Source organism: Mixta mediterraneensis, assembly GCF_030283135.1.
Lineage (GTDB): Bacteria > Pseudomonadota > Gammaproteobacteria > Enterobacterales > Enterobacteriaceae > Pantoea > Pantoea mediterraneensis.
In genome coordinates this window covers 59,871-79,508 of sequence record NZ_JASUAZ010000001.1, presented here as the reverse complement: position 1 = coordinate 79,508, position 19,638 = coordinate 59,871, and the positions used below count along the sequence as shown (strand labels likewise).

At 52.1% G+C, this 19,638-nt stretch carries 20 protein-coding genes; 8 read left to right on the top strand and 12 right to left on the bottom strand.

What is annotated here, in order from left to right; genetic code table 11:
- Positions 1 to 165: 165 nt before the first annotated feature.
- Genes QRY16_RS00370 through copC form a run of 3 tightly spaced genes read right to left on the bottom strand, consistent with a single transcriptional unit; the run spans position 166 to position 1,803 of the window.
- Complete coding sequence (locus QRY16_RS00370) at positions 166 to 513, bottom strand: YebY family protein (protein ID WP_289775419.1); 348 nt, start codon at positions 511 to 513, stop codon at positions 166 to 168.
- A 33-nt stretch (positions 514 to 546) separates the two neighbouring features.
- Positions 547 to 1,422 carry a copper homeostasis membrane protein CopD gene (gene copD, locus QRY16_RS00365; RefSeq protein WP_289775248.1) on the bottom strand — a complete coding sequence of 292 codons (876 nt, stop codon included), beginning with the start codon at positions 1,420 to 1,422 and terminating at the stop codon, positions 547 to 549.
- A gap of 3 nt (positions 1,423 to 1,425) precedes the next feature.
- Positions 1,426 to 1,803: a copper homeostasis periplasmic binding protein CopC gene (copC, locus tag QRY16_RS00360; protein WP_289775247.1), complete on the bottom strand. Its 378-nt coding sequence runs from the start codon at positions 1,801 to 1,803 to the stop codon at positions 1,426 to 1,428.
- 151 nt (positions 1,804 to 1,954) lie between these two features.
- Here copC and QRY16_RS00355 point away from each other — a divergent pair, with 151 nt between their 5' ends.
- The gene (locus QRY16_RS00355) at positions 1,955 to 2,185 is read left to right on the top strand and encodes a DNA polymerase III subunit theta (RefSeq protein WP_193405271.1); all 231 of its coding nucleotides are present in this window, start codon (positions 1,955 to 1,957) and stop codon (positions 2,183 to 2,185) included.
- A 2-nt stretch (positions 2,186 to 2,187) separates the two neighbouring features.
- On the top strand, positions 2,188 to 2,856 hold the full coding sequence (gene exoX / locus QRY16_RS00350; protein ID WP_289775418.1) for an exodeoxyribonuclease X: 669 nt from the start codon (positions 2,188 to 2,190) through the stop codon (positions 2,854 to 2,856).
- On the opposite strand, the gene QRY16_RS00345 is transcribed toward exoX, so the two are convergent.
- Positions 2,850 to 4,913: a prolyl oligopeptidase family serine peptidase gene (locus QRY16_RS00345; RefSeq protein WP_289775246.1), complete on the bottom strand. Its 2,064-nt coding sequence runs from the start codon at positions 4,911 to 4,913 to the stop codon at positions 2,850 to 2,852. The genes exoX and QRY16_RS00345 overlap by 7 nt on opposite strands.
- A 389-nt stretch (positions 4,914 to 5,302) precedes the next feature.
- On the opposite strand from QRY16_RS00345, the gene purT reads away from it, so the two are divergent.
- Positions 5,303 to 6,481: a formate-dependent phosphoribosylglycinamide formyltransferase gene (gene purT / locus QRY16_RS00340; protein WP_289775245.1), complete on the top strand. Its 1,179-nt coding sequence runs from the start codon at positions 5,303 to 5,305 to the stop codon at positions 6,479 to 6,481.
- A gap of 36 nt (positions 6,482 to 6,517) precedes the next feature.
- Here purT and QRY16_RS00335 read toward each other — a convergent pair whose 3' ends face one another.
- The 3 genes from QRY16_RS00335 to QRY16_RS00325 form a co-directional block, all read right to left on the bottom strand.
- Complete coding sequence (locus tag QRY16_RS00335; RefSeq protein WP_289775244.1) at positions 6,518 to 7,156, bottom strand: bifunctional 4-hydroxy-2-oxoglutarate aldolase/2-dehydro-3-deoxy-phosphogluconate aldolase; 639 nt, start codon at positions 7,154 to 7,156, stop codon at positions 6,518 to 6,520.
- A gap of 202 nt (positions 7,157 to 7,358) precedes the next feature.
- Positions 7,359 to 8,834 carry a glucose-6-phosphate dehydrogenase gene (gene zwf, locus QRY16_RS00330; protein WP_193405276.1) on the bottom strand — a complete coding sequence of 492 codons (1,476 nt, stop codon included), beginning with the start codon at positions 8,832 to 8,834 and terminating at the stop codon, positions 7,359 to 7,361.
- Between the two features lie 409 nt (positions 8,835 to 9,243).
- Positions 9,244 to 9,387 (bottom strand): hypothetical protein, encoded by a 144-nt coding sequence (locus QRY16_RS00325; protein ID WP_289775243.1) that lies wholly within the window; start codon positions 9,385 to 9,387, stop codon positions 9,244 to 9,246.
- A 269-nt stretch (positions 9,388 to 9,656) separates the two neighbouring features.
- Between QRY16_RS00325 and QRY16_RS00320 the strand changes: the two genes are divergently transcribed.
- The 3 genes from QRY16_RS00320 to QRY16_RS00310 all read left to right on the top strand — a co-directional run bounded on the left by QRY16_RS00320 (position 9,657) and on the right by QRY16_RS00310 (position 12,885).
- Entirely contained in the window at positions 9,657 to 9,887 is a 231-nt protein-coding gene (locus QRY16_RS00320; RefSeq protein ID WP_289775242.1) for an SIS domain-containing protein, read from the top strand.
- Between the two features lie 238 nt (positions 9,888 to 10,125).
- A complete protein-coding gene (gene pyk, locus QRY16_RS00315; RefSeq protein WP_289775241.1) occupies positions 10,126 to 11,568 on the top strand; it encodes a pyruvate kinase in 1,443 nt (480 codons plus the stop codon).
- Between the two features lie 84 nt (positions 11,569 to 11,652).
- Positions 11,653 to 12,885 (top strand): MFS transporter, encoded by a 1,233-nt coding sequence (locus QRY16_RS00310; RefSeq protein ID WP_289775240.1) that lies wholly within the window; start codon positions 11,653 to 11,655, stop codon positions 12,883 to 12,885.
- 29 nt (positions 12,886 to 12,914) lie between these two features.
- Here the strand turns inward: QRY16_RS00310 and lpxM are convergent, their stop codons facing one another.
- From lpxM to znuA, 3 genes are all read right to left on the bottom strand, one after another.
- Complete coding sequence (lpxM, locus tag QRY16_RS00305) at positions 12,915 to 13,889, bottom strand: lauroyl-Kdo(2)-lipid IV(A) myristoyltransferase (RefSeq protein ID WP_289775239.1); 975 nt, start codon at positions 13,887 to 13,889, stop codon at positions 12,915 to 12,917.
- Positions 13,890 to 14,014: 125 nt separating this feature from the next.
- Entirely contained in the window at positions 14,015 to 15,346 is a 1,332-nt protein-coding gene (gene mepM / locus QRY16_RS00300; protein ID WP_193405281.1) for a murein DD-endopeptidase MepM, read from the bottom strand.
- Between the two features lie 14 nt (positions 15,347 to 15,360).
- The gene (znuA, locus tag QRY16_RS00295) at positions 15,361 to 16,320 is read right to left on the bottom strand and encodes a zinc ABC transporter substrate-binding protein ZnuA (RefSeq protein ID WP_289775238.1); all 960 of its coding nucleotides are present in this window, start codon (positions 16,318 to 16,320) and stop codon (positions 15,361 to 15,363) included.
- A 77-nt stretch (positions 16,321 to 16,397) separates the two neighbouring features.
- On the opposite strand from znuA, the gene znuC reads away from it, so the two are divergent.
- Together znuC and znuB are read left to right on the top strand one after the other, a co-directional pair.
- Positions 16,398 to 17,153, top strand: coding sequence for a zinc ABC transporter ATP-binding protein ZnuC (gene znuC / locus QRY16_RS00290; protein WP_193405283.1), 756 nt, complete (start codon positions 16,398 to 16,400; stop codon positions 17,151 to 17,153).
- Positions 17,150 to 17,935: a zinc ABC transporter permease subunit ZnuB gene (znuB, locus tag QRY16_RS00285; protein WP_289775237.1), complete on the top strand. Its 786-nt coding sequence runs from the start codon at positions 17,150 to 17,152 to the stop codon at positions 17,933 to 17,935. Before znuC ends, znuB begins: the two co-directional genes overlap by 4 nt.
- On the opposite strand, the gene ruvB is transcribed toward znuB, so the two are convergent.
- Both ruvB and ruvA read right to left on the bottom strand, forming a co-directional pair.
- Positions 17,936 to 18,940, bottom strand: a complete 1,005-nt coding sequence (gene ruvB, locus QRY16_RS00280) for a Holliday junction branch migration DNA helicase RuvB (protein ID WP_289775236.1) — start codon at positions 18,938 to 18,940, stop codon at positions 17,936 to 17,938.
- 8 nt (positions 18,941 to 18,948) lie between these two features.
- Positions 18,949 to 19,563 carry a Holliday junction branch migration protein RuvA gene (gene ruvA, locus QRY16_RS00275; protein ID WP_289775235.1) on the bottom strand — a complete coding sequence of 205 codons (615 nt, stop codon included), beginning with the start codon at positions 19,561 to 19,563 and terminating at the stop codon, positions 18,949 to 18,951.
- Positions 19,564 to 19,638: the final 75 nt, after the last annotated feature.

Here is a 19,638-nt window from a genome sequence, read left to right as displayed (position 1 = left end):
AAAGTTGGCATTAATGAAGGCAGTTTCGCCTTACCCCTTAAGATTAGAACAGGGTGATAGATTTTCCAGCTAGCCAGGTTTTGATCAGGAAAAAGGAGGGCTGTTTGTGATCCGAACGGCAGAAATGGCATGAAACAAGGGCAGCATGGCTGCCACCCCTCCAATTTACTTATTACACAGCGCCTGGGTGCGCTCGATAATCGGTTGCAGACTCATCATTTTGCCTGGATTCGCTTTGTCCTCAATTTGAATCACGCTAATCGGCTGAGCTTTTACCTGGCCCGCTTTAAAATGCGCATCAGCAAGCTCGTTTAAAGGATATTGCATCAGCGTGCTGGGATTAATAGCGAATAGCGAACCATCTTTTTCGCAGGTCAGCATCACTTCTTCACGGTTAAAGGGCCACTTATCTTTACCGATCTCGAAGCGGCTAACCGTAATAATTTCAGCCGCCAGCGCCTGACCGCATACAGATAACAGCAAAATAGCGGGGATCACTTTCTTCAGCAAAATAGCCTACCTTGTACTCGTTCAATTTGATCATATTCAGGCTGGTGAAAGCGTAGCAAATACGCTGACCAGTCCAGTCACTCCGCAAGCCAGCAGTAACTCAAACTGCGTCATGCGAATAAATTTTTGTTGCGTGCCACTCCCTGCCAGGTGAAAGCGCGGCACGAGCCAGTAACGGTTTATTAAGGCCACCAGCACCATCACTGCCACCAGAGATACCTTCACTGAGAGTAACAACAGGTAAAGATTATCGCGCCACACCAGGGGCCAGGCGACAATGAACAGGCTGTTGACCAGGCCGGTTATCAATGCCAGCGCCACCGCCAGATGACCATAGCGGGAAAATCGCATCATAGTGAGAATAGCGTCAGCGCGGCGATCAATCTGGCGCGTATCCCGCATCAGCAACAATAAAGGTAATAAGCCACCTGCCCAAAAAGACGAGGCGACCAGATGCAACGCATGATTTACTTGTTGCAGCACGCCGGTAAAACCGTCGTGCATCGCAGCGTGTCCTGTCAGGGCCAGACATAGTAATTGCCCTATCCCGGACAGCAACAAACCTTGTTGGCGCAGCCGCCCGCGTAGCAACATCATTAAACACGCGCCCAGCGCAAATCCAATTTCCCACTGCCACACTGTGCCAAATCGAGTGCCCAGCACGGCTAACCAGGTAGTGCCATCGTTGAGATTATGCCAGTCGCCACTCATCAATACATTTTGCGCGGCCAGCATGGCCAGTGCGCTCAATAATGCCAGGCCGGCGCTGATTTGCAACAATAGCTGCATACGGGTCGCCAGCACACGACGATAAGAGACGGGTGCCAGCAGTGCAGTGTAAAATGCACTGCCTGTCAGCCCCATCACGGCGATAAAATGCAGCATCCGCAGCAAAATCCACAACGTTGTCACAAATCACTTCACGCTGAAGCGGTAGCTTCCTTTAGTTTTATGTCCATCAACTGACAACACATGCCAGTTCACCTGATAGCTTCCCGCTGCAAGCGGCTGCGCGAGATCGACAATCAGCCGGTTATGCTGTTTCGCATCCAGCCTGGTTTTTTCACCAGCGACGGGCTTTTGCTGTGCATCAACAATCTCAACCCCGCTAAATGCCGCTTCGACGTTTTCAGTAAAACTCAGCGTCAATGTCTGGGTGGATTGCGTCACATCGGCGTTGGCTGCTGGCATTGATGATGTCAGGTGGGCGTGTGCACAAGCAAACTGGCTAAAAGCTAACGCGCTGGTGGCAATCAGGGACATTGCCACACGTGAGGCGAGGTTTTTTTGCATGAGATCATCCTTTTAACCGCAGCTATTGCTGCAAACGTGGCGCAAGGATACGCTGCTGTTTTTAAGGTGTCGAGACCAGCGGTGCGATCCTTTGCCCTTGATTCAGACGGGGGAAAACATTACTTTTGCCCGACATCATCAGGAGAACACCATGAGTCACAACCTTGCCCTGCTGTCGCAGGAAGAGAAAGACAAAGTGAACGTCGATTTAGCTGCAGCGGGTGTGGCGTTCAAAGAGCGCTATAACATGCCAGTCGTGGCAGAAATGGTCGCGAATGAGCAGCCTGAAGCGCTGCGCGACTGGTTCCGTCAGCGTTTGATGCATTACCGCCAGGCATCGCTGAGCCTGTCTCGCCTGCCCTACGAACCGAAGCAGAAATAGTTATTTTGCGAGTGATAGACACTGAAACCTGCGGCTTACAAGGCGGCGTGGTAGAGGTCGCATCGGTCGATGTCATCGACGGGCAGATCGTAAATCCTATGAGTGATTTGATTTCACCCGATCGTCCCATCAGCCGCCAGGCGATAGCGGTGCATCGCATCACCGAGGCGATGGTCGCTGGCAAACCGACAATTGAGCAGGCGATCGGTCGTTATCATGGCAGTCCGTTTTATGTGGCGCATAATGCCAGTTTTGATCGGCGTATGCTGCCGGAAATGCATGGCGAATGGATCTGCACAATGACGCTGGCTCGCCAGCTGTGGCCGGGCATTAAATATGGCAACCAGGCGTTGCGGCATAGCCTGAAGCTTGACGTTACACCCCCGGATGATCTCCATGCGCACCGCGCACTTTACGACTGTTATGTCACCGCCGCGCTATTGATCCGCATTATGGCAATATCTGGCTGGGATACCACGCAAATGGCGCAGCGTTGCCAGCCAGCGAAACAGCCCGACGACGTGCTGCCGTTTGGCAAATACCGTGGTCAACCCGTTGCGGTCATCGCAAAGAAAGATCCGGGGTACCTGAAATGGATGCTGGATAACGTCAAAGATTTACGCCCACCGTTGCGGCAGGCGCTACGTAAATATCTCAGTCAGCTTCAGTAATCGCGGGCGTCAGGCAAACTGCCCTGCGCTAATGCGATAATAAAAGTCAGCTCCATCGCCACGCCTTCATAGGCTTTATAGCGACCTGACTTACCGCCATGCCCGGAATCCATGTCGGTACACAGCAGCAGTAAATTATCGTCGGTTTTCATTTCTCTTAGCTTCGCCACCCATTTAGCCGGTTCCCAGTATTGCACCTGGGAATCGTGTAAGCCGGTGGTGACCAGCAAATGCGGATAGGCTTTCGCTTCGACGTTATCATACGGGCTGTACTGCCTGATGTAGCGATAATATTCCTCATCATCAGGGTTGCCCCACTCATCGTATTCGCCCGTGGTTAACGGGATGGATTCGTCGAGCATGGTGGTGACGACATCCACGAACGGCACCTGTGCGATCACGCCGTGAAAACACTGTGGCGCCAGATTGATCACCGCTCCCATTAACAATCCACCCGCGCTGCCTCCCATGGCATACAATCGCTCAGGATGCGCGAAGCCGCGTTTGACCAAGGCCTGGGTGACATCGATAAAATCGGTAAAACTGTTCATCTTATTCAGCAGGCGCCCGCCATCGTACCATTGCTGGCCCAGCTCGCCGCCGCCGCGTACCTGTACCAGCGCATAGACAAAACCGCGGTCCAGCAGGCTCAGACGACTGACGCTAAAATCCGCATCCATGTTGCTACCATAAGCGCCATAGCCGTATACCAGCATCGGATTCTTCCCTGGCTGGTAGTGTTTGCGGTGATAAACCAGCGATACCGGCACTTCGGTGCCGTCAGTAACGGTAATCCAGTGGTGTTCGCTTTTATAATCATCCGCATTGAAATTGCCGACCACGCTTTGTTTAAGAACGCGGCGTTCGCCGGTATCCATATCCAGCTCAAACAGAGTCGTGGGGGTGGTCATTGATGAATAACCATAACGCAGTTTACTGGTGCGTGGTGAAGGGTTATAGGCCAGCCAGGTTACATAGGTCGGATCGTCGAACGCGATACCACTGGTTTCGCCGCTGCTCCAGTTTATTTGCCGCAAGCTGGTTAAGCCGCGTTGCCGCTCCTCCACGACCAGCCAGTCACGGAAGAGCTGGAAATCTTCCATGACGACATGGTCACGTGCCGGAATAATAGTTTCCCAGCGCGCCTCAGCCAGATAACGGGAACGATACAAACCGAAATTTTTGCCGTCGCGATTGGAGCGAATAAAAAACTGATGATCGTAGTGATCAAGGCTGTATTCATGGTCTTTACGACGTGGCAAAAATACCTGTGGCTGCGCATCAGGAAAACCAGCATCAAGCAGCTGTATTTCACTGGTTGTGGTGCTGTACAGCGCTATCAGAATAAACTGTTTAGAGGTGGTTTTATGCACGCTAAGATGATAGGTGTCATCCTTCTCTTCATAGATTAACCGATCGTCAGCCTGCGATGTTCCGAGATCATGCCGCCAGACCTGATAAGAAAGCAGGGTTTGTGGATGCTTTTGCACGTAATACACGGTGCGCGAGTCATTGCCCCAGGCAAAGCTGGAAGAGGCGTTACTTAATACTTCGGGATACCAGCTACCGCTTTGCAGGTTACGAAAGCGAATGCCATATTGGCGACGTGAAAGGAAATCCTCCGCCAGCGCCATTACCTTATTATCCGGGCTGATGTGCAACGCGCCCATGGTGTAAAACTCACTGTGTGAGGCGCGCTGGTTGGCATCAAGCAATAGCGTCCATTCCTCTTCCGCTTCGCTGTTGGCCGGCTGGCGATAATAGGCCGCATATTCGTTGCCGCTTTCGTAGCGACTTTGATAACGGTAACCATTTTTAACATAAGGAACGGAATGGTCTTGCGGAGGCAAGCGGTCAACGATATCTTTAAGAATACTGTCCTGCAATGGCTGCTGTGATGCCATGATTTTTCTGCCGTAATTATTTTCGGCACGCAGGTAATCAAGTACATCGCTGTTTTCACGTTTATCATCACGCAGCCAGTAATAATTATCGACGCGCGTTTCGCCATGTAGCGACATTTCATAAGGGATTTTATTTGCGATGGGTGCTTTCATGACATCCGTCTCCGTGAAAGTAATGTCCTGTAAGCGTGGCATCTCTGACCGAAGATGCCAAGCGGAGACCGATAACCGAAACGGCAAAAAGGCCACATCTGACGCTCAGAAATAACTTAACTGGCGGAGAAGCGGGCTTGTTCGCCCTGCTCTCTTTTTTCCTGTTATCACAGCTCACCTATGGGCTTTTCTTCAGTGCCGATTGGATCTGTTGCCATCAGTGATTCATCCACGCCTGTTCGTGTGGTTAGACAACAGCTCTGACGAAACGGGTCTGAGAAAATGACAGAGCAGGCAAAGGAAAAAAAGCCATCCGTGACGGAAGGATGAGAACGCAAACGTTTTCGTTTATACTGCGCGCGCATTTTTGTGACTGTTTAGGTGAATTTATGACGACTCTCGGAACTGCGCTGCGCCCTGCTGCGACGCGTGTGATGTTGTTAGGCTCAGGCGAGCTGGGTAAAGAAGTCGCGCTGGAATGTCAGCGTTTAGGTGTAGAAGTGATTGCCGTTGATCGTTACGCCGATGCACCTGCGATGCACGTTGCGCATCGTAGCCACGTCATCAATATGCTGGATGGCGATGCGCTGGCAGCACTTATCGCCCAGGAAAAACCGGACTTTGTGGTGCCGGAAATCGAGGCCATTGCCACAGAAAAGCTGGTTGAGCTGGAACAGCTTGGTCAGCGCGTCGTGCCGACGGCTCGCGCCGCGCGGCTGACCATGAACCGTGAAGGCATTCGCCGCCTTGCGGCTGAAGAGCTGGCGTTGCCCACCTCCCGCTATCGCTTCGCCGACAGCAAAGCCACTTTTGATGCTGCAGCCACTGAGATCGGTTTCCCGTGTATCGTTAAGCCGGTAATGAGCTCATCCGGTAAAGGCCAGAGCTTTATTCGCGAAGCCAGCCAGCTGGACCAGGCCTGGGCGTATGCGCAGCAAGGCGGACGTGCCGGTGCCGGTCGCGTCATCGTTGAAGGTGTGGTGAAGTTTGATGTTGAAATTACTCTGCTGACCATTAGCGCGGTGGATGGCATTCACTTTTGCGCCCCCATTGGTCATCGTCAGGAAGAGGGTGACTACCGTGAATCCTGGCAGCCACAGCAGATGAGCGATAAAGCGCTAGAACAGGCGCAAGACATCGCTGAAAAAGTGGTAAAAGCTTTAGGGGGATATGGCCTGTTTGGCGTTGAGCTGTTTGTTTGTGGTGATGAGGTGGTGTTCAGTGAAGTCTCGCCGCGTCCGCACGATACCGGCATGGTGACGCTGATTTCGCAGGATCTGTCGGAGTTCGCTCTGCATGTACGCGCTTTCCTAGGCCTGCCGGTTGGCGGCATTCGCCAGTATGGCCCGTCGGCATCCGCCGTGATCCTGCCACAACTAGTCAGCCAGAACGTACAGTTCGTAAATGTGGAAGCGGCGCTGGGCGCGGGTTTGCAGGTGCGTCTGTTTGGTAAGCCCGCTATTGATGGACAACGCCGTTTAGGTGTGACGCTGGCCAGTGGCGATACCACCGACCAGGCGATTGCACGTGCTGTAGCCAGCGCGGCGTCGATCAAGGTCCAGGGTTAACTCTGATGCGGTGAGCAGAGGTTCACCGCACTTCGGTTATTGAGCGCCTTCTACCGTTTCACGCGCCAGCTTAGTGATTCGATCCCAGTCGCCCGTCTCCAGCGCATCATTTGGCACCAGCCACGAGCCACCAATGCACAGCACACTTTTCAGCGCCAGGTAATCGCGATAGTTAGCGGGTGAAATGCCGCCGGTTGGGCAGAAACGCACCTGCGGGAAAGGCCCACCGATCGCCTGTAACGCTTTTACACCCCCATTCGCTTCTGCCGGGAAAAACTTAAATTCGCGCAGCCCATAATCCATACCGGTCATCAGTTCAGAAACCGTGCTGATACCAGGAATGAGCGGCACTGGGCCTTCAACCGCCGCTTTCAGCAAAGATTCGCTAATCCCAGGACTAATGATAAACTGGGCACCCGCTTCGGTCACTTCCTGCAACTGCTGAGTATTAATCACCGTACCCGCCCCTACAATCGCTTCCGGGACCGCTTTAATCATCGCCCGCAAAGCATCCATTGCCACCGGGGTGCGCAGCGTCACTTCCAGTACTTTTACTCCGCCTGCCACCAGCGCTTTCGCCATCGGCACCGCGTGTTCCAGCTTGTTCACTACGATAACCGGCACGACTGGTCCGGTTTTGAGAATCTGTTCTGCACTCGTTGTCCAGTTTTTCATCACTTCCCCTTGCTTGATAATGCCGGGATTAACGTTCCGACACAGGCGCGTCGGCGCTAACCCTGTAAATTAGCGCATCTACCATACATGATAAGCTTCGCAGGCGTCTATTGAACTACGATGTTTTTGAAACGCCAGTTCAATTTCCCAGGATGATAACAGAGACAAAAAGGCCCGCTCATGGCGGGCCAGATTATTTCAGTTATTCGAACTCATTCCAGGAACGTCCATCGCGAGTAATCATAGCAACGGAAGCCACCGGTCCCCATGTTCCCGCCTGGTAAGGCTTAGAGGAGTCGCCATCAGCGGCCCAGGCATTAACAATTGAGTCTACCCACGTCCAGGCTGCTTCCACTTCGTCACGACGTACGAACAGAGCCTGGATGCCACGCATGGTTTCTAACAGCAGACGTTCATAGGCATCCGCCAGATGCGACTGGTTAAACGTTTCGGAATAACTCAGATCCAGCTTGGTAGTTTGCAGTTTGTGCTTGTGATCAAGACCCGGCACTTTGTTCAGAATCTCAATATCTACGCCTTCATCCGGCTGTAAACGGATGGTCAGCTTGTTCTGTGGCAGCTCTGAATAGGAGTCCTTAAACAGGTTCATCTCAGGATTTTTGAAATACACAACCACTTCAGAACATTTGGTTGGCAGGCGCTTGCCGGTTCGCAGGTAGAACGGTACTCCCGCCCAACGCCAGTTATCAATATCAACGCGGATTGCCACAAAAGTTTCGGTCGCGCTGGTTTTATTCGCGCCCTCTTCTTCCAGATAACCGGGGACTTTTTTGCCCTGAACAAAGCCGGCGGTGTATTGCCCGCGCACGGTTTTATCGCGCACGTTGGTTTGATCGATACGGCGCAGCGAGCGCAGGACTTTTACTTTCTCGTCACGGATGCTGTCTGCGCTGAGATCTGACGGCGGTGACATCGCAATCATCGTCAGGATTTGCAGCAAATGGTTCTGGATCATGTCGCGCATCTGACCGGCTTTGTCGAAGTAACCCCACCGACCTTCGATACCCACCTCTTCCGCCACGGTAATCTGCACGTGATCAATGGTGCGATTGTCCCAGTTGTTGACAAAAATGGAGTTCGCAAAACGCAGCGCCAGCAGATTCAGGACCGTCTCTTTTCCAAGGTAGTGGTCAATACGGAAAACCTGGCTCTCTTCAAAGTATTTTCCCACGCTGTCGTTAATTTCTTGCGAGGTTTCCAGTGACGTACCAAGCGGTTTTTCCATTACCACGCGTGCCGGTTTAGCATTAAGTTTTGCCGTGCCCAGACCCTGACAAATCGCGCCAAACGTGCTTGGCGGCATGGCGAAATAGTTAATGGTGGTACGATTTTTTTGATCGAGCATTTTGCCCAGTTTCGGGAAATGCGAGGTGTCATTAACGTCGAGGTTGCAGAAGTCAAGACGGCCGCTGAGCTTATCCCATAGCGCTTCGTCTATTTTCTCCTTCATGAAGGTTTCCAGCGCTTCACGTACCACTCTGGTGTATTCTGCTTTATCCCATTCGGCGCGACCTACGCCAATAATGCGCGTCTCTTCATGGATCTGACCTGCTTTTTCCAGCTGATACAGTGAAGGCAACAGTTTACGGCGCGCAAGATCGCCTTTGGCACCGAAAATCACCAGATCGCATGCCTGGGCTGTTTGTGTTACCGCCATTTTCCTCTCCTCGTTGCAGGATAGCCCCGGTGGCGATGCGTCCTCAGCAACCGGGTCCATGTTGTAATTTTCTTTCAGCACAATGTACTTTTTTCCCCGAGCCAGGTAAACCGGCTCGCTGTCGTCAACCGGAATAACTCTGTACCGGATTGCGGCTGCATGTGTGTTGACGCGTGCGCTTTACGCGTTTTTTCTGTGACAGAGCTTGTCCAGATAAAACTTCCACCGGATCACATGCTGCTAAAAACACCCTATCAAGGGTATCCGGCATGACAGGTTGTTAGTGCTTAACGCGATATATTCCCTGTTAATCGCATCAAGCGACAGTAATAATTGAAATCGATAAAGGTGTTGATGCTCATCGAGTTATGCCTGTGCTGGGTAAACGCAGGGCGCGCTGCTGGCTGCGCTAAGTAACTCTGAACATAAAGTCATCTTCTCGTGGCGCCGCAAAATCAGTCCATTCCCGTATTGCTACGCTGGCACAGGCCGCCGACGCCAGCGAACCTTTTGTCATCGTCTGGGTATGCGTGGTTTTGATTTCAGGCTTCATCTGGTGCAGCGCCAGGCAGCCGTTGGATAAATGGTGATGTGGAAAAAAAGGATGTTGAAAGCGGCAACTATTAAATTTTCGATGCGGCGCTTGTCGGCTGCAACAGCACGTAATCAACGGGATCTGCCCGCCATGCGACAAATGTACACACCTGACACGGCACATAAACTGACGTGCTTCGGTCCTGGCACTTCGTCAGTGACGGCTTATGACGATTTTTGCATGTTAATTTGCCTGTCATCGGGTCGGGCGATATTGTGATCCAGCGCATGAGTTGTATAAATAGTCGTCCAGCCGACGTATTTGTTCTTATTTCGCATACTGGGCGCCCACAAAATATGGTAGAACTGGCTCGCCTGGCCCGTGTAAACGGTTCCACCGTTATTGCCATCGCCTCTCCCGACTCACCTCTTGCCCAATACGCCATCCAGGCTTTGGTGCCTGATGTGCCGGGAGGTACGATGTCTGTTGGCCGAGGGTATCGCGCCTGGCGCAATTAACCGTGATCGATTTTTTAGCTACCGGTTTCGCCTTTGAGCGCGGTGTACCGTTCCGGGATGCTCTAAACGAGTAAAGTAGCGCTTATGGCAGGTAGATTCTGCTTGTAACCGCGTCCATTAAAAAAATTAACAGCACATTTACATATGTGCGTCGTATCACACCGCATCGATCATATAAAATAAATGACCACACCATGTCCAAACGAAGGGACATGCTAATTTGTTAACGGAGTCCTTCATGTCAAGACGTCTCAGAAGAACCAAGATCGTTACAACCCTCGGCCCGGCTACCGATCGCGATAACAACCTCGAAAAAATCATTGCTGCTGGTGCGAACGTTGTTCGTCTTAATTTCTCCCACGGCACGCCAGAAGATCACCAAATGCGTGCCGACAAAGTCCGTGAAATTGCTGCTAAACTGGGCCGCCATGTGGCCATTCTCGGCGACCTTCAAGGGCCGAAAATACGTGTATCGACCTTCAAAGAAGGTAAAGTTTTCCTGAATATTGGCGACCGCTTCCTGCTTGATGCCAGCCTGGGTAAAGGCGAAGGCGATAAAGAGCGTGTTGGCATTGATTACAAAGGGTTACCTGCTGACGTGGTGCCGGGCGATATTTTGTTGCTTGACGACGGTCGTGTACAGCTAAAAGTGCTTGAAGTTCAGGACATGAAAGTGTTTACCGAAGTTACCGTTGGTGGCCCGTTGTCGAACAATAAAGGCATCAACAAACTGGGCGGTGGGCTGTCAGCGGAAGCGCTGACTGAAAAAGACAAAGCGGATATTCTCACCGCTGCAAAAATCAAGGTTGATTACCTGGCCATTTCTTTCCCACGCAGTGGTGAAGATATGCATTACGCTCGCCGACTGGCGCGCGAGGCGGGTTGCGAAGCCAGGCTGGTTGCAAAGGTTGAACGTGCTGAAGCCGTAGCCAGCCAGGAAGCCATGGATGACATCATTCTGGCATCCGATGTGGTGATGGTCGCGCGTGGCGACCTGGGCGTGGAGATTGGCGATCCTGAGCTGGTGGGTATTCAGAAAGCCTTGATACGTCGTGCGCGTCAGTTAAACCGAACCATCATTACCGCCACACAGATGATGGAATCAATGATTACGAATCCAATGCCAACCCGCGCCGAAGTGATGGACGTGGCTAACGCTGTGCTGGATGGTACCGATGCGGTCATGCTTTCCGCTGAAACGGCTGCGGGTCAGTATCCCGCTGAAACCGTTTCCGCAATGGCAAAAGTGTGTTTAGGCGCGGAAAAAATTCCAAGCGTGAACGTATCGAAACACCGTTTAGAAGTGCAGTTCGATAACATTGAAGAAGCCATTGCGATGTCTGCTATGTATGCGGCAAACCATTTGCAAGGCGTCACCGCAATTATCACTATGACTGAGTCAGGTCGTACCCCGTTAATGACTTCACGTATTACCTCCGGCCTGCCAATCTTCGCCATGTCACGTCACGAACGTACGCTGAATCTGACAGCACTTTATCGTGGTGTGACGCCCGTGTTTTTCGACAGCAATAACGATGGGGTTGCTGCGGCCCATGACGCCGTAAACCTGCTGCGTGACAAGGGTTTCCTGGTTTCCGGTGATTTAGTGATTGTGACGCAAGGCGACGTGATGGGCGCTACCGGTACCACCAACACCAGCCGTGTGTTGCGCGTGGATTAATTTCCTGTCGCTGACAGCGACTGTATCAATCGGATAACGCGACTGCCTGACAGTCGCGTTTTTATTTTCTGACAAGGAGGCCAGATGGTTCGCTTTCAACCTGTCAGCCAACTGAGCGGGCGCAGTTTACTGTTTCCACTGGCGTTGGTTCTGTTTGAATTTGCGACTTATATCGCGCATGACATGATTCAGCCAGGCATGTTGATCGTCACGGATGAATTTCATGTCGGCCCGGAATGGGTTTCTACTTCTTTGACGGCTTATCTGCTGGGGGGCGTGGTACTGCAATGGCTGCTGGGACCACTTTCTGACAAGTTTGGTCGTCGCCCCATTATGCTGTCTGGCATACTGTTTTTTGCGGCGGCCTGCATTCTGACAACCTGGGTTAACGATATTCAACAATTCGTCGGGTTGCGCTTCATACAGGGCATCAGTCTGTGCTTCATCGGCGCGGTCGGCTATGCCGCTATTCAGGAAGCGTTCGACGAGGCATTAGCCGTCCGCATGATGGCATTGATGGCGAACGTCGCGTTACTCGCGCCACTGGCCGGGCCGCTGGCTGGCGCCGTATGGTTAACCCTCGGCGGCTGGCGCAGTATGTTTTGGCTGTTCGCAGCCTGTAGCATCCTGGCTTTTCTCGTGTTGTGGCGCGTAATGCCAGAAACCGCGGGGGATCGCAGCCACTCCGTCTCGTTACCCAGTCTGGCCCGCAGTTATGCGCGACTGGCGAAAGATCGTCAGGTGATATACGGATCGTTCGCCATTGGGCTCGTGTTTATCCCCATCCTGACGTGGTTGGCGCTGTCGCCAGTGATCCTAATGCACGACGAAGGCCTGTCGCGTATGCAATATGCTCTGCTGCAACTGCCTGTTTTTCTGGCGATGATTGGAGGCAATCTGACCCTGAGTAAGCTTGCAGGGCGCGTACCGATTGAACAACCCGTAAAATTTGCCGCATGGCCGATTTTGCCTGGTTTAGGGCTGGCGTTAATGGCCAGTTTGCTGCATAGCCATAGCTATCTGTTACTGACTGCCGGGCTGAGCCTGTACGCGTTTGGTGCTGGTATGGTGAATGCGGGTTTGTATCGCTTAACGCTGTACGCCAGCAGTGAAGGAAAAGGCAGCGTAGCGGCCATGCTTGGCATGATTAGTATCATCACATTCGCTATCGGGATCGAACTGGCGAAAAGCGGCTACTTCAGTGGCGGCACGCTGTGGTTTAGTCTGGTTAACTTTGCCAGTGGCGTGCTGTGGTTTGGTCTGGTGTTGCTCTTTCTGCGTGAGCGCAAACGCCGCGCGCAGTTGATGTCGCTATAAACACAAGGCCGCTTTTATGCGGCCTTGAGCTATTTACGCGGATAAAGCTCTTTACGCTTATAAGGTTCGATGTCGCCCTCTTTTCGCGTTTTAAGCAACTTTAATATCCAGGTATATTGTTCTGGATGGGGCCGCACAAACACTTCGACTTCTTCATTCATACGACGTGCCAGTTGGCGATCGTCGGCTTCGAGCAAATCATCCATCGGCGGTCGCACATAAATTTCAAGCTTGTGCGTTTTCTCGTTATATACCGGAAACAGCGGCACAACGCGTGCACGACACACTTTCATTAAACGCCCAACCGCTGGTAAGGTCGCTTTGTACGTGGCAAAGAAATCGACAAATTCGCTATGTTCTGCGCCATGATCCTGATCAGGAAGATAGTAGCCCCAATACCCCTGACGCACAGAACTAATAAAAGGTTTGATGCCGTCATTACGCGCATGCATACGACCACCAAAGCGGCGACGCACCCGGTTCCATACATAGTCCAGTAGCGGATCACTTTGGTTGTGAAACATTGCCGCCATTTTTTGGCCTTCGGAGGCCAGCAGCATGGCGGGAATATCCACCGCCCAACCGTGCGGCACCAGAAAAATGACGTTCTGCTTTTCTGTCTGCATCTGATCGATAATTTCACGACCGTGCCATTCAACACGCGGACGGATACGGGCAGGATCGCGCATCCCGAGTTCCGCCATCATAGCCATCGCTTGTGGCGCGGTAGCAAACATGCGCTCCACAATTTCAGCGCGCTGCGTTTCGCTCAGTTCAGGCAAGCAATAACAGAGATTGATCAGCGCCCGACGTCGCGCGCCTTTGGCAAGCTTCCCGCCAAATTTTCCCAATCTGCCTAAAATCGGGTCGCGCACTTTTGCTGGCAGTCTCGCCATGCCCGCTAACGCACCAATCGCTAGCCAGCTACCCCAGTATTTAGGTTTAAGGAATGAACGTTCAAAAACGGGAATAAACTCAATGTTATTTTTTTTACGGGTTTCCATGCACTAGCCTCAATCAATGACCGGCTAATGATAATGTCGATGTGCAAATTTGCAATCATCCCGCAATAGATATGAAAAAACCGACAGCCTGGCCGTCGGTTTTTGCATTACTACAAAGGAAACGCTTACTTCAGGCTTAATTGTGGTAACCAGGATTTAACTTGTGCTAAGTACTGGGTACGATCTTTGCCGGTCAGCCCTTCCATACGCGGCAGTTTCGCCGTCAATGGGTTTACCGCCTGGTTGTTAATCCAGATTTCAAAATGCAAATGAGGCCCGGTTGAACGCCCCGTATTGCCTGATAAACCAATGCGATCGCCACGCTTCACTTTCTGGCCCGGTTTTACCAACACCTTCTTCATGTGCATGTAACGGGTCATATACTGGCGACCATGGCGGATTGCCACATAGTTGCCCGCTGCGCCGCCGTTTTTCGCAACCACGATCTCGCCATCACCGACCGCCAGTACCGGCGTGCCAATTGGGAGAGCGAAATCGACACCTTTGTGAGGCGCGATACGTCCAGTAACCGGATTAAGCCGGCGCGGATTAAAATTAGATGAAACGCGATACTGTTTCACGGTTGGAAAGCGCATAAAACCACGCGCCAACCCGGCTGCATTACGGTCATAAAACTTGCCATCTTCGGCGCGGAAAGCGTAATAATCTTTTCCACCGGTATGCAAACGCACACCTAACAGCTGGCTTTGAGCGCTTTTACCGTCCAGCATTTCGCGTGACATCAGCACGCTAAACTGATCGCCCGCGCGCAGTTTGCGGAAATCCATTTGCCATTGCAGCGCTTTAATTACGCTGCTGATTTCAGCACTGCTTAATCCGGCACGCTGGGCGCTGGCAGCAAAACTGCCCCGCACTTCGCCCTGCAATACGTTGTTTTTCCATTCACCCTTCTGCAGCTCAGTCTGCATTTTGAAGCCACCTTTATCGGTGCGCTCGTAGGTGCGGGTTTCACGGCGGGAAATTTCCCAGCTCAACGTTTGTAGGCTGCCATCGTCAGCCAGCGTCCAGCTGAGTTGCTGCCCGACCTGTAAGGTACGCAGATCGCGATCGCTGGCAACCAAAGCAGTAATATCACCAATATCAATGCCATATTGGTTGAGCGCGCTACTTAATGTATCGCCAGATGAGACGGTATAGTCATGGACGCCGCTGGTTTCAGGCACCTCTTTATCCATGTCATCCGCAGGCAGTTCTTCGTCTGGTTCCGGTGTGCTTTGATCGATCGGCTCACTGGCTTCCGGCAACAGCGTACGAAGCTCATTTTTATCCAGCTCGATGGTTTTGACAATCGGCAACACATCATCGGTAGGATGATAAACATAAGGCCGCCAGACGGCGACGGCCAGAGTTACAACAGTTAATGAACCCAGCATTACGCGGTGGGGGCGCGGCAAATTATTAAATGCGAGGGCGACAGAGCGGGCTATCTGCTGCACTTTTACCTATTCCTCTAAGCTCCTTTCAGGCAGGTTGCATACTGGCTCGACAGTTGTGAGAGGAACTTCACATAGCTGTCTTTAGATAAGCTGATGTCTGTACCGAGCGGGTCCAGCGTGCCTTTACGCACCTGTGTCCCCCTGGCTACAGCATCGATGACTGCCGGCCTGAATTGTGGCTCAGCAAAGACGCAAACGGCCTTATGCTCAACCAACTGTGTTCGTATTTGATGTAAACGCTGTGCGCCCGGTTGGATCTCAGGATTTACGGTAAAATGCCCGGTCGGCGTCAGACCGTAATAGTGCTCAAAGTAGGTATAAGCGTCGTGAAAAACGAAATATCCTTTGTTCCTGACCGGAGCAAGTTGCGCGCCAATGCGTTTGTCCGTAGCGGCTAATTCTGCCTCAAAATGCTGCAGGTTAGCGTCAAGTTTGGCTTTGTCTTGCGGCATAAGTTCCAATAATTTTTCATGGATTGCAACCGCGGTTTTCCTTGCTATCTCTGGGGACATCCACAGGTGCATATTAAACTGTCCATGATCATGATGATGCGCAGACGCGTCATGGTCTTCGGATTTTTCTGACCCTTGCCCGTCATGATGGTGGTCATCATCATCATCTCCACTCATCAGCAACGCATTCACCCCTTGTATATCGGCAATCGCCAGGTTTTTTTTAGCGGGTAATTCAGCGACGGATTTGCTCATGAAAGCTTCCATACTGGGGCCTACCCAAACCACTAAGTCCGCGAATTTTAAGCGTTTTGCATCTGAAGGACGTAACGAATAGTCATGCTCTGAAGCCCCATCCGGCAGCAGCACGTCAACAGGCGTGACGCCATCGGCAATAGCAGAGGCGATAAACCCTACAGGCTTGATCGAAGCAACAATACTGGCATGAGCAGGAAGCGCGATTGACGCGGCGAAAGAGAAGGCTGAAAAGGCGAAGAACAGGCCCTTTTTTTTATGTAACATAATGCGACTTTCCATCGTGAGCAAGTGATGGGATGTGATATTATAACATTCTAAATTCTGTGCAACCTGTAAATACTATGTCCTCACTCGTCACACTTGAAAACGTATCGGTAAAATATGGGCAGCGCGCCGTATTATCAGGCATCACTCTGGCCTTACAGCCGGGCCGCATTCTTACTTTGCTCGGCCCTAACGGAGCCGGTAAATCTACGCTGGTACGGGTAGTCTTAGGGCTTCTTACGCCTGATGCCGGGAACGTCCAGCGAACCGCGGATCTACGCATCGGCTATGTGCCACAAAAATTGCACATAGACCCTACTCTGCCGGTCACGGTTGAACGCTTTATGCGCCTGTCACGCAACAGCAGAATGGCAGATATTTTGCCGGCGTTAAAACGCGTTCAGGCCGGTCATCTGCTTAAATCGCCGCTGCAAAAGCTTTCCGGCGGGGAAACCCAGCGCGTCTTGCTGGCACGCGCCCTGCTCAATCAGCCCCGGTTATTAGTCCTTGATGAGCCAACGCAAGGTGTGGACGTGAATGGTCAGGTCGCGCTGTATGATTTGATTGATCAGCTGCGTCATGAACTGAATTGCGGCGTGCTGATGGTGTCTCATGACCTGCATTTAGTCATGGCAAAAACCGATGAAGTGTTATGCCTGAACCATCACATTTGCTGTTCAGGCACGCCGGAAGCGGTATCGCAGCATCCTGAATTTATCGCTATGTTTGGCCCGCGCGAAGCGCAGCAGCTGGCTATTTATCGTCATCACCATAATCACCGTCACGATCTTCAGGGACGTATCGTTTTACGCAGGGGACAAGGACCATCATGATTGAGTTGTTATTACCTGGCTGGTTAGGTGGCGTCATGTTAGCGCTGGCGGCTGGCCCGCTGGGTTCGTTTGTCGTCTGGCGTAAAATGTCTTATTTTGGCGATACGTTAGCTCACGCATCGCTGCTTGGTGTGGCGTTTGGTTTGCTGCTTAACGTGAATCCGTATTATGCCATCATTACGGTTACCGTTTGCCTGGCGCTGGGTTTAGTCTGGCTGGAGCGCCGCCCCCACCTTGCCATTGATACGCTGCTGGGCATCATGGCGCACAGCGCACTCTCCTTAGGTCTGGTGGTGGTCAGCCTGATGTCAAACGTTCGCGTTGATTTAATGGCATACCTGTTTGGCGATCTGCTGGCGGTAACGCCAGACGATTTGTGGACCCTGGGCGCTGGCGTATTCTTGGTGTTGGCGGTGATGGCGTGGCAATGGCGGTCACTGTTGTCGATGACCATCAGCCCAGAACTGGCGCAAGTCGATGGTGTAAACATTCAACGTACGCGTTTAGTCTTGATGCTCGTCACGGCGCTGACGATTGGTGTGGCGATGAAGTTTGTTGGTGCGCTGATAATCACTTCGCTATTGATCATTCCCGCCGCCACAGCGCGCCGCTTTGCCCGTTCGCCTGAGCAGATGGCAGGCCTTGCGGTGATTGTCGGAATTATAGCGGTGACAGGCGGCCTCACTTTTTCTGCCTTTTATGACACGCCTGCTGGTCCTTCTGTCGTATTGTGCGCCGCTATCCTGTTTATCATCAGCATGATACATAAACCGGCGGTGTGATCAGGACTCTCGCGTAATGCCAAAATGGCGGTAAGCATGCTGCGTGGCCATCCGGCCACGTGGCGTGCGCTGAATAAAGCCTTGCTGGATCAGGAAGGGTTCAATTACATCCTCAATCGTTTCACGCTCTTCGCCAATGGCAGCAGCAAGGTTATCCAGGCCAACCGGGCCACCGGTAAATTTATCGATGATTGCCAGCAGCAGTTTGCGGTCCATGTAATCAAAGCCTTCGCTGTCAACATTCAGCATATCAAGTGCGCTACATGACACCTCTCCGCTTAAATTACCGTTGGCGCGCACTTCAGCAAAATCACGTACGCGTCGTAGCAAACGGTTAGCAATACGCGGTGTGCCCCGTGAACGACGCGCAATTTCCAGCGCCCCTTCCTCACTCAACGCCAGACCTAAACAGGCTGCGCTGCGGCTGACAATATGCTGCAGATCGTTGACCTGATAAAACTCCAGCCGCTGCACAATACCGAAGCGATCGCGCAGCGGCGATGTCAGCGAGCCCGCCCGCGTTGTCGCACCGATCAGGGTAAAAGGGGGTAAATCAATTTTGATTGAACGCGCTGCCGGCCCTTCGCCAATCATGATGTCCAGCTGATAATCCTCCATTGCGGGATAGAGCACCTCTTCCACAACCGGCGACAAGCGATGGATTTCATCAATAAACAGTACATCATGGGGTTCAAGGTTGGTCAGCATGGCGGCCAGATCGCCAGCCTTTTCAAGTACCGGGCCAGAAGTCGTCCGTAGATTAACGCCCATTTCATTGGCGACGATATTTGCCAGCGTGGTTTTACCTAATCCTGGCGGCCCAAAAATCAGTAAATGATCAAGCGCATCACCACGCAGTTGCGCCGCTTTGATGAAAATTTCCATCTGCTCACGTACCTGTGGCTGTCCGACGTACTCAGCCAGCAGTTTAGGACGAATCGCGCGATCAATACTTTCTTCTTCATTAACGCTGGCAGCAGAGACCAGGCGATCGGCTTCTATCATGAATGACCTCAAATAGCGGCGCGTAGCGCTTCGCGGATAAGTGTTTCGCAATCCGCATCAGGTTTTCCAACTTTGCTGATCATGCGGCTGGCTTCCTGCGGTTTATAACCCAGCGCCACCAGCGCTGCAACCGCTTCGGCTTCCGCATCATTGGCGTCAGATTCAGCGCTCGGAGTAGACAGCGTAAAGGCCGATTCGCCGCCGAACAGATCGCCATGCATCCCCTTGAAGCGATCTTTCATCTCTACGACTAAACGTTCAGCTGTTTTCTTACCCACGCCGGGAAGTTTAACCAGGGTAGCGATTTCTTCTTTTTCCACGGCAGTCACAAATTGCTGAGCCGACATACCGGAGAGGATCGCCAGCGCCAGTTTTGGCCCCACTCCATTGACTTTAATCAGCTCGCGGAATAGCGCGCGTTCTTGTTTGCTATTAAAACCAAACAGCAGCTGCGCGTCTTCACGCACCACGAAATGGGTAAAAATCACCGCTTCATGATGGAGTTCAGGTAACTCATAAAAACAGGTCATTGGCATGTGTACTTCATAACCCACGCCGTTCGTTTCAATCAGCACCAGCGGTGGCTGCTTTTCCAGAATATTGCCCCGTAGACGACCTATCACCTGAACGCTTCCTTCCAAAATAGTATGTGGCGGATTTTATAACATAAAAAAGGCTGTATGAATATCCAGCCTGAA

Coding starts and splice junctions, on each gene's coding strand:
- QRY16_RS00310 (WP_289775240.1), top strand. CDS start 11,653: ATGGTTCGCTTTCAACCTGTCAGCCAACTGAGCGGGCGCAGTTTACTG.
- znuC (WP_193405283.1), top strand. CDS start 16,398: ATGTCCTCACTCGTCACACTTGAAAACGTATCGGTAAAATATGGGCAG.
- copC (WP_289775247.1), bottom strand. CDS start 1,803: ATGCAAAAAAACCTCGCCTCACGTGTGGCAATGTCCCTGATTGCCACC.
- QRY16_RS00355 (WP_193405271.1), top strand. CDS start 1,955: ATGAGTCACAACCTTGCCCTGCTGTCGCAGGAAGAGAAAGACAAAGTG.
- ruvB (WP_289775236.1), bottom strand. CDS start 18,940: ATGATAGAAGCCGATCGCCTGGTCTCTGCTGCCAGCGTTAATGAAGAA.
- QRY16_RS00345 (WP_289775246.1), bottom strand. CDS start 4,913: ATGAAAGCACCCATCGCAAATAAAATCCCTTATGAAATGTCGCTACAT.
- purT (WP_289775245.1), top strand. CDS start 5,303: ATGACGACTCTCGGAACTGCGCTGCGCCCTGCTGCGACGCGTGTGATG.
- znuB (WP_289775237.1), top strand. CDS start 17,150: ATGATTGAGTTGTTATTACCTGGCTGGTTAGGTGGCGTCATGTTAGCG.
- QRY16_RS00325 (WP_289775243.1), bottom strand. CDS start 9,387: ATGAAGCCTGAAATCAAAACCACGCATACCCAGACGATGACAAAAGGT.
- pyk (WP_289775241.1), top strand. CDS start 10,126: ATGTCAAGACGTCTCAGAAGAACCAAGATCGTTACAACCCTCGGCCCG.
- zwf (WP_193405276.1), bottom strand. CDS start 8,834: ATGGCGGTAACACAAACAGCCCAGGCATGCGATCTGGTGATTTTCGGT.
- QRY16_RS00335 (WP_289775244.1), bottom strand. CDS start 7,156: ATGAAAAACTGGACAACGAGTGCAGAACAGATTCTCAAAACCGGACCA.
- QRY16_RS00320 (WP_289775242.1), top strand. CDS start 9,657: ATGAGTTGTATAAATAGTCGTCCAGCCGACGTATTTGTTCTTATTTCG.
- lpxM (WP_289775239.1), bottom strand. CDS start 13,889: ATGGAAACCCGTAAAAAAAATAACATTGAGTTTATTCCCGTTTTTGAA.
- znuA (WP_289775238.1), bottom strand. CDS start 16,320: ATGTTACATAAAAAAAAGGGCCTGTTCTTCGCCTTTTCAGCCTTCTCT.